The organism is Sinorhizobium chiapasense (assembly GCF_045277575.1).
In the GTDB taxonomy this organism is placed as follows: Bacteria; Pseudomonadota; Alphaproteobacteria; order Rhizobiales; family Rhizobiaceae; genus Ensifer; species Ensifer chiapasense_A.
The window spans coordinates 1360273-1374755 of sequence record NZ_CP144206.1 but is presented as its reverse complement, the minus strand read 5'-3'; the positions used below and the strand labels follow the sequence as shown (position 1 = coordinate 1374755).

Sequence of the window (14483 nt, the reverse complement as noted above, 5' to 3'; positions counted from 1 at the left end):
TCTCCCAGGAGAAACGGGACGGACCTATTGCCTTTGAAAGAGAAGGACAGACACGCCTGCCTTGGCAGCGGGGAGCCTGGCCTTGATCGACGTGTGGAAATCTGCAGGCGCTGCGATCGCTATTGCAGTTGCGACTGATAAGCCCGTGCACCTGAAAGGTCGTTCCGGGGCAGCGCCCCGAGCACGGACTGGTAGACCGTCTCGACGCTGTCGCACATCGCATCTAGTCCCCAGGATGTGAGGTCGGTGCGTCTTGCACCTTCGGCCAAATGGGCGCGAAGCGTCTTGTTTTCGAGGAGATCGGCAATGGCCGTCGCCGCCGCGTTCACGTCACCGGCGGGGGTGACGATGCCGTTGACGCCATGCCTGACGACTTCCTCCAGCCCGGGCAGCTCCGACACGACACACGGCCTGCCGCCGGCCAGGTATTGCATGACCACGCGCGGCAGTCCTTCTCGCATCGACGTCAGCACGCAGACATCGGCCAGGCTGATCAGCTGTTCCGGCTCGGAATGATATCCGATCAGGTGGATACTGCCGCCCACCGGTGAACGCGCAATGGCGGCTTCGATATCCCGCCGTGCCGGTCCTTCGCCGGCGAGGATCAACCGCGCGTCCGGAACGCGCTCGATGACCTCGGGAAAGGCTTCGATGAGTTCGATATGGCGCTTCCTGGGTTCGAGCGCCGCCAGCATCAACACGACCGGCGGCTTGGGCTCGCCAGGCGCAATGCCGAGAAGCCGCGGCGCCTCGTTCGGCCAATCGGCGTGGGAAAAGCGCGTGAGGTCGAAACCCGAATGGACCACATAGTGCTGTGCGGGGCTGCCGATATGATGGGAAACGCAGATATCGCGCATCGATTGGCTGACGTCGATGAAGGCACGTGTGAACCGTGCGGTCAGTCGTTCGGCTGCAAGGAATGTCAGTTTCTGAGCATTGCCGACGTGCACGAAAGGTAGAATGTGCACGCCGTGGATGATGCCCGGCACATTGGCCTGCTTGGCCGCCAGCCTGCCGATGATGCCAGCCTTGCTTTGATGGGTGTGAACGATGTCGGGGCGCCATTCGAGGAGAAGGCGGCTGAGTTGTCGCAGGGCCGCGAAATCGTTGATGGGGGATATCGGATGGACAAGCACGTCAAGGCCGACAACCCGCATGGTCTTGGCGACGGAGGCCTGCAGGCTGGCATCATATTCGTTGCCGTGAACCAACAGGACCTCATGGCCGTGCTTCACCTGCGCGTTGCAACAGGCCAGCGTATTTTCCTCCGAACCCGCGCGATGCAGGCGAGTCAACACATGAACGATCTTCATCTGCGTGTATCTCCGCGAGGCTGACGACTGATGGTAGTTCGTCGAGGGGCTTGGCTGCGAAACGACGGCGTTTCGGGGCGCGCATTCCGTGTCGGCGACGATTCAAGGGAACAGGCAGAGGGCCGCGCCGGAACGTGGCGCGTGTGACCTGCTGGGATATTGGGGATAGGCGTCGCCTCTTACAGGGAAAGCCAGATTTGCTTGAAAAGAACCCGGGTGACGGTCTCGGTATCGCCGCTTGCGTCGACGGCCCTGATGTCTTTGTCGAGTGCTCGAAGCTCGCTCATCAACGACATCCGCGCCTCAAATCCTTCCTTGCTGATCTCTCCCGGCTTTCTGCTCTGCGAGACGGAGAAATCCGATACGAGGTGAAGGATAAGGTCTGGCCTGCATTCGCTCATCTTGTGATAAAGCCGCTCTTCGAAGCGGGCAAGCGCCGCGAGACCGGGAACGGCAGGCAGTTCGGATTGGATCATCGGTCCGTCCAGGTACCCCTTGCGAAGCGTCTGTGGCCACCGATCGCAAACGACGATCAGGCCGCGTGTCGCCCATCGATGCGCACGCTTGACGACCCCGTATCTCTCGATCGCAATCAGCACGGCCCATAAAGCCAGCCCGGCTGCGAGAACCTTGCCCATCGCCCCGCCGCGCGGTTCCTTGCGGTCACGCTGGATCACCGCCTTGAGTTGGTGCCTGCGGGGGGAAAGCAGATTTTGCAATCCCTTGCGGAACCACCATCCATTGCCTTCTCCAGTGCCGACATAAACCTGGGCGCAACCGAGCTTCCAGGCGAAGATGCGTGTCAGCAGATCGGTCTGCGTGCTCTTGCCAAGGCCATCCGGCGCAACGAGCGCGACCACGAGCCCGCCTGTAGAGGCACGCCTCTTTGCCGGAACGCTGCCTGGCCACAGTCGCCCCAGGATCCTCAACGAAAGATAGGAGGTCTTGCGGATGAAGTGGACCGTCGCATCCGTCAGACCGCTGTTGCGGGAGTACCCGCACCGGTGACGGATCGCGTGCCTGAGCCGCGCGAGATCAGCGCGATAGACCTCGATGCCGCCCTCCTTCGGCCGGATCCTGCAACTTATCGTGCCGCTGCCGCCACTGGCGCATTCGATGACACGTTCACCCGCTTCGCCGGATCGAAAGGGCAGTTGCGCAAGGTGGTCCCCCCAGTCCCCAGGCAAGACCACCCATCGTGTCCACGGCCATCCCCAAAGACGAAAGGCGAAACGACCAATCGTCAACCGAATTTCGTCCTCGAGAGAGGCGACCGGGATGGTTACTCCGTCGACCGACAGGCGCTCCCACTGCGCGATCGCCGCATAGTCGAACGCCAGATAACGCTTGCGGAACTCCCAGCCGACGCGGATGCCGACATGAAGATCGATGTGCAGATAGGCGCTACGTGAAAAATCAGGAACGAACCAATCTTCGCGGCCGTCGCACACATTGTCGTAGCAGGAGAGGCTGACGCTGCGAAGGCCGTGGAGCCGAGCCATGATCTCGCAAAAGGCTGCGTAGTCCTGCTTATCGACCAGCATGTCGATGTCGTCACGACCGGCAAGGGCATGTGGCAGGCTTCCCGGATCCTGGACGATGCCATAGTGGATGTCGGCCGCATCCAGCGCCGCAAACAGCTCGCCCGCGATCGCCAACGGTGGAACTGGAGGTGAGGGGAGGCATCTGGTTGAGCCGCTCCGTAACGTCGCTGCCTGATCGAGACCGCTCGCCTGCGAAGTCGACGACTCCTTGGTCACGACGCTTTCTTGCCAGGTAGACATGGGCCGCGACTTCATGGGAGCTGCCAGTAGAGTTCACGGCCGCTCTTCTGCTCCGTGGCTCTCTCCAAGAGGCTATGATGAGACAGGCCCGTCCTCCTGGCCCATGGGAGAGGGAGCTCTTCACAATCGACTGTCGGGAGCGTCATCTGTGAAATCCAGTGATGTGCCGTCGCCAATCTTTCGACGCAGCGCAGGCTTGGCCGATTCTTCGCAGGCTGCCGCAGCGAGGGTGAGTCGATCTGACTCATCATTCGCGCAAAAAACCTAGGACTAAAGCAACAAACTCAACAAAAGCACTAATTAAGCAGACGTTAATTTATCACCAAGCACTTGTCTCTGTCTATATAAATTGGAACGGCCCTATTCATAATATCCATCAAGACTCGGACGGCTCCTGAGCGCCCGACGTAGTCAAGGACGCCGAGTTGATCTGCAAATGGGCCGCTCTCTACTTTGATTGTTTTTCCCGCCTGGAACATATCCTTGGGGTGCAGAAAGCCCGCCTCGTCGGTCGCCATGATCAAGGCTTCGACGATACCGTAAGGGACCGGTATCGGCTTGCGGTCGCTCATCACGAGCTTGCGCACGCCGACGGTCGAATTGATCGGCGACCATCTCTGCCGTTGAATATCCAATGAGACGAAGAGGTAGCCATCGAAATAGGCACCGCACACAGTCTTTATGCTGCGCGCATGGCGAACGGTTCGGCACCGTTTCGGCAGGTAGGTCCGCAAGTTTTGTGAAGTCAGATGCTTTTCAGCCAGGGTCTCACAGTGTTGATGTGTCTGCACCACGTACCAGCGTTCAGGCTGAGCATTGCGCGCATCGTCCAGCGGCATCGAACGTGAAACATCGTGTGAGTTGTCACTCAGCATCTCTCCACCTCCATCTTTATTTTTTAATTGTTCGATTTTTATTCAGTATATTTCTGTTTATTACTTTGAATTGCTGACAGTTGTTATATATTTGCAATTTATTAACTATGTTCTTAAAGGTAGAACGCTCCTTCTCCTCGAGGGCCGAGGGAATTTTCTCATCAATTCAGGTAGCGGCCGTCATATCCATTACCGTCGAGAGACGCGTAGCGGCCATATTTGGGCAACTTCGGCCCATCGACCATCGTCAGGGCAATCCCGGCGATCTTGGATCTATCGCCGAGGTATCGAATGCCCTCAGCCACCGCTTCGCGGGACGTGTCTCGCCACTTCACGACGAACACGACCTTGTCGGCGTGTCCGGCAAGAATGGAGGCATCTGCCACTGGGCCGACCGGCGGCGCATCGATGATCACGGTGTCATAGGTTGCCCGGAACTCGTTGATGAGCGAGCGCATCCGTGCCGAGGCAAGGAGTGCGGGAGGGTTCAAGGTTTTGGCGCCGGCCGGCAGAACGTGAATGCCCGAGCGCTCGTCCAGGTGGATTGCCTTGGCCGGATCGATCGGAAGTGTCAGAAGGTCGACCAGGCCGACATTCTCCGTCATGCCAAAGAAGGCGGTGGTGGCCGAAACCCTGAGGTCGGCATCTATTACCAGCGCGCGCTCCCCGTCTGCGGCGGCAGAGCAAGCAAGGCTGAGTGCAAGGGTCGTCTTGCCTTCGCCCGGCATCGCCGAGGTAACGAGGGTGATCGATGGCGAATGATCCGTGTCAGGTATGTCGCCGAGGCCCAGGCGCAATCTTCTGACGGCCTCGCTGTAGCGCGACAAGGGACGGTGCTCCAGGTATGCCACCGGCTGCACACGCGATTTTGTCCGCGACCATTCCGTCATCCGCGGCAAGGAGGCGAGAACTGGAACGGCCAGTGCTTCTTCGACCTGGCGCCTTGCCATGAAGCCGGATGAAAACAGCTCGCGGACAAGCGCGCCGGCTCCGCCCAAGGCAGCACCGACCACCAGGCCCACGGCCGCAAAAAGCGGTCTATTCGGGAAGCTTGGCGCGAGCGGGACGCCGGCGCGTGTAATGACGCGCACACCGCTGCTCAGCAGTGTCGATTTCTCCTCGGCGATCTTGGCGCGCGACAGGAATGTCTGGAACAGTTCCTTGTTCGCAGCCGCAATCCGCTCCAGATCGCGCAACTGTACGCCGACCTGATCCTCGACCGCCGACTGGCCGGATACCGACGCCAGCGCCCGAGACAGCGCAGCTTCGCGCGCTTCAGCGGCTTCCACCTCGTTTCTGAGGTTGCCGACGAGCCGCTGTATCTCGGCGGCGATCTGCTGCTCGATATCGCGGCGCTCCGCCTGAACCGTCATCACCTCAGGATGCTGCTCGCCGTAACGTAGCCGCAGATCTGCTTCCTTGCGCGTCACGACACCAGCCTGGGTGCGAAGCGCGCTGACGACGTCGGACTGCAGCACGTCAGGCAGGGTCTGGGCATCGCCGCCCGAACGCAGGACTTTCTCCGCCTGCTCGAACTTCGAGCGTTTCGTTGCCAGTTCCGCACGGGCGTTGATGAGGGCTATGTTCAACTCGGACAATTGCTGCCCGGTCAGGCTCCCGGACTGCGTCGCCAGAAGATTATGCTCGGCGCGGAATTTTTGGACGGCGTTTTCCGAACGGCTCAGTTCTTCGCGCAGAATTCCGGCGCGTTCGCTCAACCAGGTAGAAGCCTTCTTGGCGCCCTCGTAACGGGACTCGATGCGGTCTTGCACGTAAACCTGGGCAAGCGCATTGGCGAGGCGCGCCGCCTCTTCGGGGTCATGTGAGGTTACATTGAGCTCGATGACATCGGCCAGTCCGACGCGCGAGACTTCGAGCGCGCCCTCAAGCCACGTCAAGGCCCCGGCCTCAAGCGCAGGATCTGACGCCAATCCTTCGCTTTCGACAACCTTCTGCAGCAGCGAGGCGGACGTCAGGACGGCGATTTCGCTTTCGATGAATGTGGAGTTGTCGCGCAGTTCAGGCCCGGCGTCCTGAGAGAGGATATAATCCTTGGGAGCGTCGAGCAGTATCCTGGAGATGGCAGTATAGGACGGAGTGACGACGAGTGAGATTCCAACGAAAGCTCCGAGCGTTAGGACGGCGGTGCACGATATGAACTTCCAACGCCGGAGAAGAAAATCGATAATCTCCCTCACGTCGAGCAGCGCCGGTTCCGGTGTCACAATCACGCGGTCGGTCGAGCTCTGCATTGTCAAATCCCTTCAAATATCCACAATGATTATGTTCCGCCGGCGCTGCACCAGCGGAGGGGCCTGCAGTAAACAAACGTTTGAGGAGCTGATGGTTAGTCGCATTCACGCGCAGCAGTCCCGGCATTCGCACACCGGTTCGCCGTACGCCCAAGTCATCCTGCTCCGCCGTCGACCGATCAAACTGCCGGCCACCGAAAAATATATCAGGTTCGCCGATATCAGTGCCATCAGCAGTAGTGCGTAGTAAGCTGAAGCAAGGGATGAGGTGGCGAGTACCTTTGGCCAATTGCATCGCCGAAAGGCGAATGGCGCGTACCACTATTGTGGTAGGGTCAACGGGGAAATACGCGAATGAGACTGCTGACGAACTGCGTCTCAAGATGGTAATCGTCGAGCCGGAGCAGACCGAGGCCGCCGAAAAGGCCGCCGAGTTGGCACCCTAGCCATTTTCGACGACACTTTCATGAATGCCCTCACCGGAACACCGGTGCGTTCGGATGGAACGCCCGGTTGATCAGACGCTCAACTTGAACCGTCTCAGCGAGCCGTGGGTCGCTATGGATACACTCATCGAATTCGCTTCGCAGAGCATTGCGGACAAATCCGGGATCGCAACAGTCCTGTTGGCGACCTTTCCCGCCGTGCTTTTCCTGAGAGGCGGCCGCAACCTGCGATGCGGCGCCGTTGCGATATTTGTCGGCGCTGTCATCTTGATCCTGTTTGGCGTCGAAGGTCTTGCCGGCGCGGTCATCGTTGTGATCGCCGATATTCTCGTGGTTTCGGCTGCGGTGCTCACCCTGCGCAAGAGGCTGATTCAGGCCGAAGCGCAACTCGATGCGGCGAGATCGGCCATCCGGGAATTGGAGATCACTGAGGGCCGGCGCCAAGTCTTCAGCGCAAAAACGTCGGCAGAGCACGCGTCTTCCAACGTCAGTCGATAGAGCTCTGGATCAGCCACTCGACCGCTGCGTCGGAAGGCAAAGCCCACTGCATATTTCCTTCAATCTTAGCCAGTCGAACGGGTAAAAACAGTAGCAATTCAAAGTGCTACGGCGACCTTCTGGCGTCTTCAAGGACGCGCGGCGCCGCGGAGTTTCGGCGGCTCATTGCTCAATGCCTTCATCGGCGCCTTCATCGGGCGGCAGTTCGTGGGGTTTGATAATGCGTGTTTTCCCGGTGGACGGAGCCGGTTCCACCAGTTCGCGGTCACCTGTCTTGGGTGGCAGAAGAACACCGGCGCATCTCTCGAGCTTCTGCGTCCAATCCTCGTACTGCTCGTTCTCAGGCGTTGCGGGACCGGTTTGGCAATCGGCGGATGGACCTTTATCGGCGATCTGGGGGAATGTCGGTTCGGCAGTCAGTATAATGGTGAGGAGGGCCAGTAGTGCGGTTCTCGCAGAGATAGCGGCTGATCTCGCTCGACCAGAGATGGGAGCGTTGCTGATCCGATCCGGAAACATCATGGAGACCAAACCGACAGCACTGTCGTTCGTTCCAAAGCAATGCGACTGCCGCCACCGAGCCGGAAAACTTGGCTTCTCCTCCCACAGGGCGTATCCTTGGGGCTCGTTGCCATTGGCGGCGAGCGTGCCCGAAAGAGCGCTGTAAAGATGGTTAGGGTAGAACGATGGCTTCGGCCAAGAAGACAGGTGATGAAAACGTGACCTTGCTGATCGACAATTCGGTTCCCCGTGCGGTCGAGCCGAACGCGGGGCCGGTGGATGACGTCCCTGATCGGCTGTTGATACTCGCCAACAGGCTGCAAAAGGCGCTCGATTCCCGGCGAGCGACAGCAGCGGCGAACGACCGCGCGCAGCGCCAGAAGAACTGAGACGGGCAGAAGGATCGAGGACGGAAAATGATGCCGGACCTGCAGCATTTGCGGGTGCTGGTGGCGGAGGATGAGTTCTATGTCGCGAATGACATCGCCCTATGGCTCGAACGAGCCGGCGCGACCATCATTGGCCCCACCCCAACGGTGCAAGAAACCTTGAAGCGCCTTTCGAAAGCTGACGATATTCAGGTTGCTGTCCTCGACATCAACCTCAATGGGGAGTTGGTTTTTCCCGTGGCGGACGAGCTCGCGCGCCGATCGGTGCCATTGATCTTCTTTAGCGGTTACGACGATTTGAACGTTCCGGAAAGGTTCAGCTCGGCCGCGCGCCTTAGCAAATGCACTGGCTCGTCAGACCTGGTGAGCGCCGTTTTCGAGCAGTATCTCCAGAATTTATCAACGCTTGCCCCGATCTACGGAAGCCTGCCTGATCAACCCGTTACGGATCTCATTCCCGGCCTACGCCTCAGGGCCAGGGTGTTGATGTCGAGCGTCAAGGCTGCAGACTTCCTCGTCGAGCGCACGCTCGAACGCGCGATTGCCCTGGCCGCCACGAGGCAGAGAACACAGCCGCTCGATGCATGGCTGCACGAGTTGATGATGATCATTCATGGCGAAAGCCCGTACGGGCCAAACTGACAGCAGTAATTCGCGGCTACATCGACGATAGGCGAAGTTCGGCGTGCATCGGTGGTTCACGGACTTCGTCCGGGTTTGGCGTCCGCTTCTCATCCGGCAGATCTTCGGGTTCTGGTTCCTCGATTGGCCGCGGTGTCCGGTTCGGCCCCGGTGGTGGTGGCTGTTGCTCGCCGGGTCTACGTGGGGTCGGGCTCATTCCTCTTTCCTCGCTATCCATGAAGAACCGGCGTTTACCCGCATAGTTCCGAGCAGTTTCGAGGATTGTTGTGTACGGCGTGTCCTGTCTTGTCAGGGCCCTGGCAGGAGTGGTTGTGCGCCCCCAATCGCACCGGAACAAATCCACGAATTCAGAGTTTGCAAGGCGCAACACTAAAACGAGGGTCAGTGTCATGGACGATAGGGAGGAACTCATTCGCCAGCGCGCATATGCGATCTGGGAGAGCGAGGGACGGCCCGAAGGTGCCGACCAGCGCCATTGGGAACAGGCCAGCCGCGAACTGGCAGAACGTGAACGCCTCCATTCCACGGAAGACGCCGACGACGATACCGGAACCGTGGTTGCGCCGTCGACGGCTCCGCACGGAAAGGCCGGCCGCGGAGCCGATGAATCCTGAACGGGAAAGGACAACAGCCATGCGAATTTCCGACATCATGACAAGAGACGTTCGCGTCGCCAGCCCGGACGATACGATCTCAACGGTTGCGCGGGAAATGGCCGAGAACGATATCGGCTTTCTGCCGGTCGGCGATAATGATCGCCTGGTCGGCATGATTACCGACCGTGATATCGTCGTACGTTGCGTCGCCGACGGTCGTGACGACAAGACCCGTGTCGGCGACGTCATGACCGCCGATGTCAAATACTGCTTTGACGACGAAGACGTGTCCGGTGTTGCCCGCAACATGGGCGATGAGCAGGTACGCCGCTTGCCCGTCGTTGATCGCAACAAGCGCCTTGTCGGCATCGTTTCGCTGGCAGATGCGGCGCGTCGAGATCCTGGTTTGGCGGGCGTCGGCCTCAAAGGCGTGACCGCTCCGGGCGGCGCTCACAACCAAAGGCCGTAGCAATGGCTGACACCCGCGATCGACGTTCCCTGTGGCGCTCCCCAGTCCTGCTGTCCGCACCTGAAGAGCATGCCTGGGCTCGAGAAGTCGCCGTTCACGCCCACGCCGGCCAGCGCGACAAGGCGGGCGAACCCTACATACGGCACTGTCAACGCGTTGCCGATGCCGTTCAGGGCGATAAGGCCAAGACAGTTGCTTTCCTCCATGATGTGCTTGAAAAGTCGCCGGGATGGACGGCCGAAAGGCTGCTCGATGCAGGCTTCTCTCCGGAGGTCGTTGCTGCCGTGGAATCTCTGACCCGGCGGCCAGGTGAAACGAAGGATGCGTTGACGATCCGCGCCGCCGCCAACCCGCTTAGCCTGGAGGTGAAGCGGGCGGATCTCGACGACAATCTTGCCCAGCTCGAACGCCAGGGGAAAAACGGCGCCGAATACGGACGCCGACTGCACCTGCTTGAGGAGATCGTCCGCCAGGACACGCTCGCAGACCGGGACGAAACAGCTGAAGGCGTGAATTCATACCTAACGAGCGGGACGCGGCTTGACCGCGTCGATGCTGCCCGCCGAGCGCTTCGCAGGGAGAATACCGATCGCGTCGCGAGCCGATCTTTCGTCGTTCTGCTCGGCTTGGCCCTCGTCGGCGCGCTCTACCTGATTTTTATCCAGTGAGCGCAAGGCGCCGCTTCATTCAACCGGTACGCCGCTCATGCGATAGGCGAGCTCATCGCGCGCTCGGCTCAATCTGCTCTTGATGGTTCCAACGGCACAATCGCAGATCTCGGCCGCCTCTTTATAACTCAGGCCATAACCGGCGACGAGGACAAGGACCTCCCGATGGACGGGGGCCAGCGTTTCCAGCGCGGTGCGCAATTCGCTGTTCAGCACACACCATTCCTGTGGCGGGGCCATTGGTATCGGCAGTTCGGCGCAATTGACGACGCCGGGCGCTTCACGCCGCCGCAATTTGTACTGCGTGCGGAAGGCATTGTGCATGATGGTGAAGAGCCACGACTTCAGATTTGTACCGGGTTCGAAGCCATCGATGCCGCGCAATGCGCGGAAAAGGGTTTCCTGCAGGAGATCGTCCGCCTCGAAGTTGGAGGTGACGAAGGTGCGTGCAAACGCCCGCAATGCCGGAATGAGGTCAACGACCTGGGTCTCCAGCGGCTGAATTTGGTCTTCCTTCTCAGGGATGGAAGGCATGGGAAAACTGCCTTTCGGGGTAGCTGAGTTGCTCTTTTAACAATGCGCGGTCCGCATTTAAGTTCCGAGCCCCGGCGCTCCGGGTGGCACGATGGAACCAACGCCGCTTCACTCCTGTTGGAGATGCCTTTTCACTCCTGTTGGAGATGCCTTTAGAGCCGAGCTTTGTCGGCCAAGATGAGGTGCAAAATGGAGAAGGTCGAACTAAAGCTTATGGCTCACCGAAAAATCCTGACCGCGCTCCTGGCGGTTGCTGCAGGCGATGACGCGTGCTGGGAAAGGCTCATGGACCATCTGCGCGACGATCTCGTCGTCCAGGATCACGAGGAGGATCCGGGTATCGTTCCAGGCCCGGACTTTGCCTATCAGAACGCCCTCAGCGAAGAACTGATGGACATCGTGAGCCGCGCAGAAATCCGCGCTGCGGAAACGAAATAAAGGAACGGTCGCCTCTTCTTGGAGGCGCGGGCCGACATGGTGGCAGTTCCGGATAGGGCGTCCCTTGGTTCCAAGGCACTTTCCGCTTCCGGTGGTTCGACGCGAAAGCGGAATGTTCCTAGAGCAACAACATTGCGGCCGTCGCGGAGACCATCACTATGGCGGTCGCACCACCGAGTGCCAACATCCACCGCGGCGCCTTGAGCTGGCCCATGATGCGGCGATTGGCGGCCATCATCGTCATGATGGCGATGAGGAGCCCTGCGAGCACACCGTTGATGACCGCGCTCCAATAGAGCAGCAGGAACGGATCTACCCCGACAAGAAAAACGGCAACGCTAGCGAGTGTTGCCAGAGCGATCGTGCCATAGAAAGCTTTCGCCCTCCGAGGCGCGTGATCCAGCCCTTCCGCCCATTGAAACAATTCCGCAACGGCATAGGCGGCCGAACCCGCCAGAACCGGAACCGCCAACATGCCCGTTCCAATAATGCCGGCGGCAAAGAGTGCGAAGGCGACGTTGCCGGCGATCGGTCGCAGAGCCTCAGCCGCTTGCGCCGACGTTTCGATGTGTGTGGTGCCGTTGGCGTGAAGCGTTGTGGCGGTCGCGATCATGATCGAAAGGGCGACGAGGCCCGACAACGTCATGCCGACGACGGTGTCGATCTCTATGCGCACGAGTTCCGGCTCGGCAGCTTGCGGGTTGGCACCCAATCTTGGGTGATGCCGTCGTCCGAGTTCCTCGACTTCCTGGCCCGCCTGCCAGAAAAGCAGATAGGGACTGATCGTCGTTCCCAGCACGGCGACAAGCGCCATCGCCTGTTCGCCGCCAAAGGTAAACGAGGGAATGAAAACGCCACGCGCCGCATCCATCCAGGGAACATCGACGACGAAGACGACCGCGACATAGGCAAAGAGCGAAAGCGTCAACCACTTTAAAAACATCGCATAACGTCGGTACCGGACGAAAATCTCGAGCAACACGCAGACGATGCCAAACAGCGCGGCATAGACGAGCTGTGGCCCACCGACGAGCAGCCGCAGGGCCGCGCCCATCGCTGCGAGATCGGCGCCGATATTGATGACGTTCGCGATCAACAACATTAATGTGGCCACGCGCGCCAATGACGCGGGGTAGTGCCGACGCAGGTTGCGCGCAAGACCTTGACCGGTGACGGCACCAATCCTGGCGCTCAAACCCTGCACCCCAACCATGAACGGATAACAGAACAGCACGGTCCAGCCGAGCGAGAAGCCGAATTGCGCGCCGATCTGGCTGTAGGTGGCGATCCCGCTTGGATCGTCATCGGCAGCACCGGAGATCAGGCCGGCGCAGAGCTTGCGCGAGAAACTGTCGCCATGCCGTTCGCGCGAAGCCCTTGTTGAACGTCGCGCCTGCTTTCCACTGTCGCTCGCTAACCCCGTCTGCCGGACCGGATCCACCATGATCGGCCTTCCGCTGCTGATGTCAGTTCTGCGTCGAACGGCCTTGCCAAGCGATTGTTCCCTCCGGCGGGCTGCTCCCCGGCGCGAACCTGGCCGCGCAGTGCATCTGGCCGTCCCTCCGAGCAAACCGGGCTTGCGCGAAGGGACGCCCAGATGGGAGCGTGTCCGCGGCTATGCGGTGATCTTCAGCTTCCCGCTGATGTATCGAAACTCCTGCGTCTTGCCGCCATAGCCGTAGGCGGCGGCCGGAACCTCGTGCACGAGAATGTAGCTTTCTGAATGCAGATTGCCGAGCAGTTGTTCGAAGCGGCCGTAGACCGCTTCCAGATAGGCCGCCATTTCCGGCTTCGTGTTGGTGCCGTCGACGACCTTGATATCCAGCCAGAAGCTGTTCAGATCCTGCTCCGCCAGCGAACTGCCGCCGGCGAACCAATGGGCGGGATCGATATAGGCGATGGCGATTGCGGTGATCGTCGGGTCCTTGCGCAGGTGCGTGGCCGTCAGCTCGCTGACTACGGCAGCAATCCGCGAAGAGAGAGCCGCGTCGGCCTTGCCGCTGACCGTGATGTTGATGATAGGCATTGAAAGCTCCTTTTGTTGATTGTGATCCCTTGTTGTCTTCAATCTGCCGGTTCATTTGGTGAGAAAAAATCGAATTGTTTTGTACTTATGATTCGATTATATTAAAGTGATGCAAGCCTTCGATCCTGACCTGCTCCGAACGTTCCTCGCCTTCGCCGAAGGCGGCTCGCTCGCGCATGCGGCCGCCGCGGTCGGCCGCACCGCTTCCGCTGTCACCGCTCAGATGCAGCGGTTGGAGACAATGGTGGGAGAGCCGCTTCTCGCTCCATCGGGAAGGGGACGTGTCCTGACGCCCGCCGGAGAGGAACTGCTGGTTCACGCGCGGCGGATTCTCGAAGTCCACCGTGATGCCTGGCTCAGCTTCAAAGGCGCCAAGGCCGATGGCCGCCTGGCGCTCGGCTGCACCCAGGACTTTGCCGACAGCAATCTGCCTGATCTCCTGCGCCTCTTTGCCCGAACGCATCCGCGCGTCCGGCTTGATCTCAGGGTCGGACGCTCACGGGAGCTGACGGCGGCCTATGATCAAGGAGTGATCGACGTTCTGATCGTCATGCGCGAGGGCCTGCAGCCGGACGAGGTCGCCTTGTTGAGCGAGCCGATGCTGTGGCTGTCGGCATCGGGTGAGCCGGTTCCCGCCGCTGGTGAGTTGCCGATTGCGGTGCTGGATCCACCCTGCGGCTTCCGGTCAGCGGCCACAGATGCGCTCGATAATGCGGGCTACAGCTATCGTATCGCGGCGACCAGCCCGAGCCTTTCCGGGTTGCGCGCTGCAGTTCGGAGCGGGATCGCGATCACCGCGCGGACCGCGCGAATTATGGGCGAGGGCATCGCCGCAGCACCCCAGGCTCTGTCATTGCCGGCGCTGCCGAATGCTGAGTTCAGTCTGCGGCTCAAGCCGAAGGCGGACAAGGCGGCCTCCAGTCTCGCGACGCTTCTTGCCGAAGGTTTGCCTACAGCGCCGCGCGTCTTATCGGACGCGCAAAGGTCGCTGTAGGTCTTTGAGTTGCTGCATGTCTCCTTAGATCGACGTCGATTTAAGGAGACATGAAGTA

The 14483-nt window shown here is 60.2% G+C and carries 16 protein-coding genes; 7 read left to right on the top strand and 9 right to left on the bottom strand.

Going from position 1 to position 14483, the window contains the following annotated elements; all coding sequences use genetic code 11:
* Positions 1-119 precede the first annotated feature (119 nt).
* The 6 genes from QM996_RS25105 to QM996_RS25080 all read right to left on the bottom strand — a co-directional run bounded on the left by QM996_RS25105 (position 120) and on the right by QM996_RS25080 (position 7690).
* A complete protein-coding gene (locus QM996_RS25105) occupies positions 120-1313 on the bottom strand; it encodes a glycosyltransferase family 4 protein (protein WP_334196654.1) in 1194 nt (397 codons plus the stop codon).
* 179 nt (positions 1314-1492) lie between these two features.
* Positions 1493-3097 (bottom strand): hypothetical protein, encoded by a 1605-nt coding sequence (locus tag QM996_RS25100; protein WP_334196653.1) that lies wholly within the window; start codon positions 3095-3097, stop codon positions 1493-1495.
* Positions 3098-3408: 311 nt separating this feature from the next.
* Positions 3409-3972 (bottom strand): transcription termination/antitermination protein NusG, encoded by a 564-nt coding sequence (gene nusG / locus QM996_RS25095; protein WP_334196652.1) that lies wholly within the window; start codon positions 3970-3972, stop codon positions 3409-3411.
* Positions 3973-4133: 161 nt separating this feature from the next.
* Positions 4134-6224 (bottom strand): GumC family protein, encoded by a 2091-nt coding sequence (locus QM996_RS25090; RefSeq protein ID WP_334196651.1) that lies wholly within the window; start codon positions 6222-6224, stop codon positions 4134-4136.
* Positions 6225-6700: 476 nt separating this feature from the next.
* On the bottom strand, positions 6701-7114 hold the full coding sequence (locus QM996_RS25085; RefSeq protein ID WP_334196650.1) for a hypothetical protein: 414 nt from the start codon (positions 7112-7114) through the stop codon (positions 6701-6703).
* A gap of 216 nt (positions 7115-7330) precedes the next feature.
* A complete protein-coding gene (locus QM996_RS25080) occupies positions 7331-7690 on the bottom strand; it encodes a hypothetical protein (RefSeq protein ID WP_334196649.1) in 360 nt (119 codons plus the stop codon).
* Positions 7691-7854: 164 nt separating this feature from the next.
* Here QM996_RS25080 and QM996_RS25075 point away from each other — a divergent pair, with 164 nt between their 5' ends.
* From QM996_RS25075 to QM996_RS25055, 5 genes are all read left to right on the top strand, one after another.
* Positions 7855-8058 (top strand): hypothetical protein, encoded by a 204-nt coding sequence (locus QM996_RS25075; protein WP_334196648.1) that lies wholly within the window; start codon positions 7855-7857, stop codon positions 8056-8058.
* A gap of 27 nt (positions 8059-8085) precedes the next feature.
* A complete protein-coding gene (locus QM996_RS25070) occupies positions 8086-8700 on the top strand; it encodes a response regulator (RefSeq protein ID WP_500270384.1) in 615 nt (204 codons plus the stop codon).
* A gap of 389 nt (positions 8701-9089) precedes the next feature.
* Complete coding sequence (locus QM996_RS25065; RefSeq protein ID WP_500270383.1) at positions 9090-9314, top strand: DUF2934 domain-containing protein; 225 nt, start codon at positions 9090-9092, stop codon at positions 9312-9314.
* A 19-nt stretch (positions 9315-9333) separates the two neighbouring features.
* Positions 9334-9765, top strand: a complete 432-nt coding sequence (locus tag QM996_RS25060; protein WP_334196645.1) for a CBS domain-containing protein — start codon at positions 9334-9336, stop codon at positions 9763-9765.
* 2 nt (positions 9766-9767) lie between these two features.
* Positions 9768-10433 carry an HD domain-containing protein gene (locus QM996_RS25055; RefSeq protein WP_334196644.1) on the top strand — a complete coding sequence of 222 codons (666 nt, stop codon included), beginning with the start codon at positions 9768-9770 and terminating at the stop codon, positions 10431-10433.
* Between the two features lie 15 nt (positions 10434-10448).
* On the opposite strand, the gene QM996_RS25050 is transcribed toward QM996_RS25055, so the two are convergent.
* Positions 10449-10967, bottom strand: a complete 519-nt coding sequence (locus QM996_RS25050) for a sigma-70 family RNA polymerase sigma factor (RefSeq protein ID WP_334196643.1) — start codon at positions 10965-10967, stop codon at positions 10449-10451.
* A gap of 285 nt (positions 10968-11252) precedes the next feature.
* Here QM996_RS25050 and QM996_RS25045 point away from each other — a divergent pair, with 285 nt between their 5' ends.
* Entirely contained in the window at positions 11253-11405 is a 153-nt protein-coding gene (locus QM996_RS25045; protein ID WP_500270382.1) for a hypothetical protein, read from the top strand.
* Positions 11406-11523: 118 nt separating this feature from the next.
* Here the strand turns inward: QM996_RS25045 and QM996_RS25040 are convergent, their stop codons facing one another.
* Together QM996_RS25040 and QM996_RS25035 are read right to left on the bottom strand one after the other, a co-directional pair.
* The gene (locus QM996_RS25040; protein WP_334196641.1) at positions 11524-12849 is read right to left on the bottom strand and encodes an NRAMP family divalent metal transporter; all 1326 of its coding nucleotides are present in this window, start codon (positions 12847-12849) and stop codon (positions 11524-11526) included.
* Positions 12850-13020: 171 nt separating this feature from the next.
* Positions 13021-13431, bottom strand: coding sequence for a tautomerase family protein (locus QM996_RS25035; RefSeq protein WP_334196640.1), 411 nt, complete (start codon positions 13429-13431; stop codon positions 13021-13023).
* Positions 13432-13540: 109 nt separating this feature from the next.
* On the opposite strand from QM996_RS25035, the gene QM996_RS25030 reads away from it, so the two are divergent.
* Positions 13541-14425, top strand: coding sequence for a LysR substrate-binding domain-containing protein (locus tag QM996_RS25030; RefSeq protein WP_334198665.1), 885 nt, complete (start codon positions 13541-13543; stop codon positions 14423-14425).
* Positions 14426-14483: the final 58 nt, after the last annotated feature.

What these genes read in the sequence shown, in the direction of transcription:
- QM996_RS25105 (WP_334196654.1), bottom strand. Translation starts at nt 1,313, where the DNA reads ATGAAGATCGTTCATGTGTTGACTCGCCTGCATCGCGCGGGTTCGGAG.
- QM996_RS25100 (WP_334196653.1), bottom strand. Translation starts at nt 3,097, where the DNA reads ATGTCTACCTGGCAAGAAAGCGTCGTGACCAAGGAGTCGTCGACTTCG.
- nusG (WP_334196652.1), bottom strand. Translation starts at nt 3,972, where the DNA reads ATGCTGAGTGACAACTCACACGATGTTTCACGTTCGATGCCGCTGGAC.
- QM996_RS25090 (WP_334196651.1), bottom strand. Translation starts at nt 6,224, where the DNA reads ATGCAGAGCTCGACCGACCGCGTGATTGTGACACCGGAACCGGCGCTG.
- QM996_RS25080 (WP_334196649.1), bottom strand. Translation starts at nt 7,690, where the DNA reads ATGATGTTTCCGGATCGGATCAGCAACGCTCCCATCTCTGGTCGAGCG.
- QM996_RS25075 (WP_334196648.1), top strand. Translation starts at nt 7,855, where the DNA reads ATGGCTTCGGCCAAGAAGACAGGTGATGAAAACGTGACCTTGCTGATC.
- QM996_RS25070 (WP_500270384.1), top strand. Translation starts at nt 8,086, where the DNA reads ATGATGCCGGACCTGCAGCATTTGCGGGTGCTGGTGGCGGAGGATGAG.
- QM996_RS25065 (WP_500270383.1), top strand. Translation starts at nt 9,090, where the DNA reads ATGGACGATAGGGAGGAACTCATTCGCCAGCGCGCATATGCGATCTGG.
- QM996_RS25060 (WP_334196645.1), top strand. Translation starts at nt 9,334, where the DNA reads ATGCGAATTTCCGACATCATGACAAGAGACGTTCGCGTCGCCAGCCCG.
- QM996_RS25055 (WP_334196644.1), top strand. Translation starts at nt 9,768, where the DNA reads ATGGCTGACACCCGCGATCGACGTTCCCTGTGGCGCTCCCCAGTCCTG.
- QM996_RS25050 (WP_334196643.1), bottom strand. Translation starts at nt 10,967, where the DNA reads ATGCCTTCCATCCCTGAGAAGGAAGACCAAATTCAGCCGCTGGAGACC.
- QM996_RS25045 (WP_500270382.1), top strand. Translation starts at nt 11,253, where the DNA reads ATGGACCATCTGCGCGACGATCTCGTCGTCCAGGATCACGAGGAGGAT.
- QM996_RS25040 (WP_334196641.1), bottom strand. Translation starts at nt 12,849, where the DNA reads ATGGTGGATCCGGTCCGGCAGACGGGGTTAGCGAGCGACAGTGGAAAG.
- QM996_RS25035 (WP_334196640.1), bottom strand. Translation starts at nt 13,431, where the DNA reads ATGCCTATCATCAACATCACGGTCAGCGGCAAGGCCGACGCGGCTCTC.
- QM996_RS25030 (WP_334198665.1), top strand. Translation starts at nt 13,541, where the DNA reads ATGCAAGCCTTCGATCCTGACCTGCTCCGAACGTTCCTCGCCTTCGCC.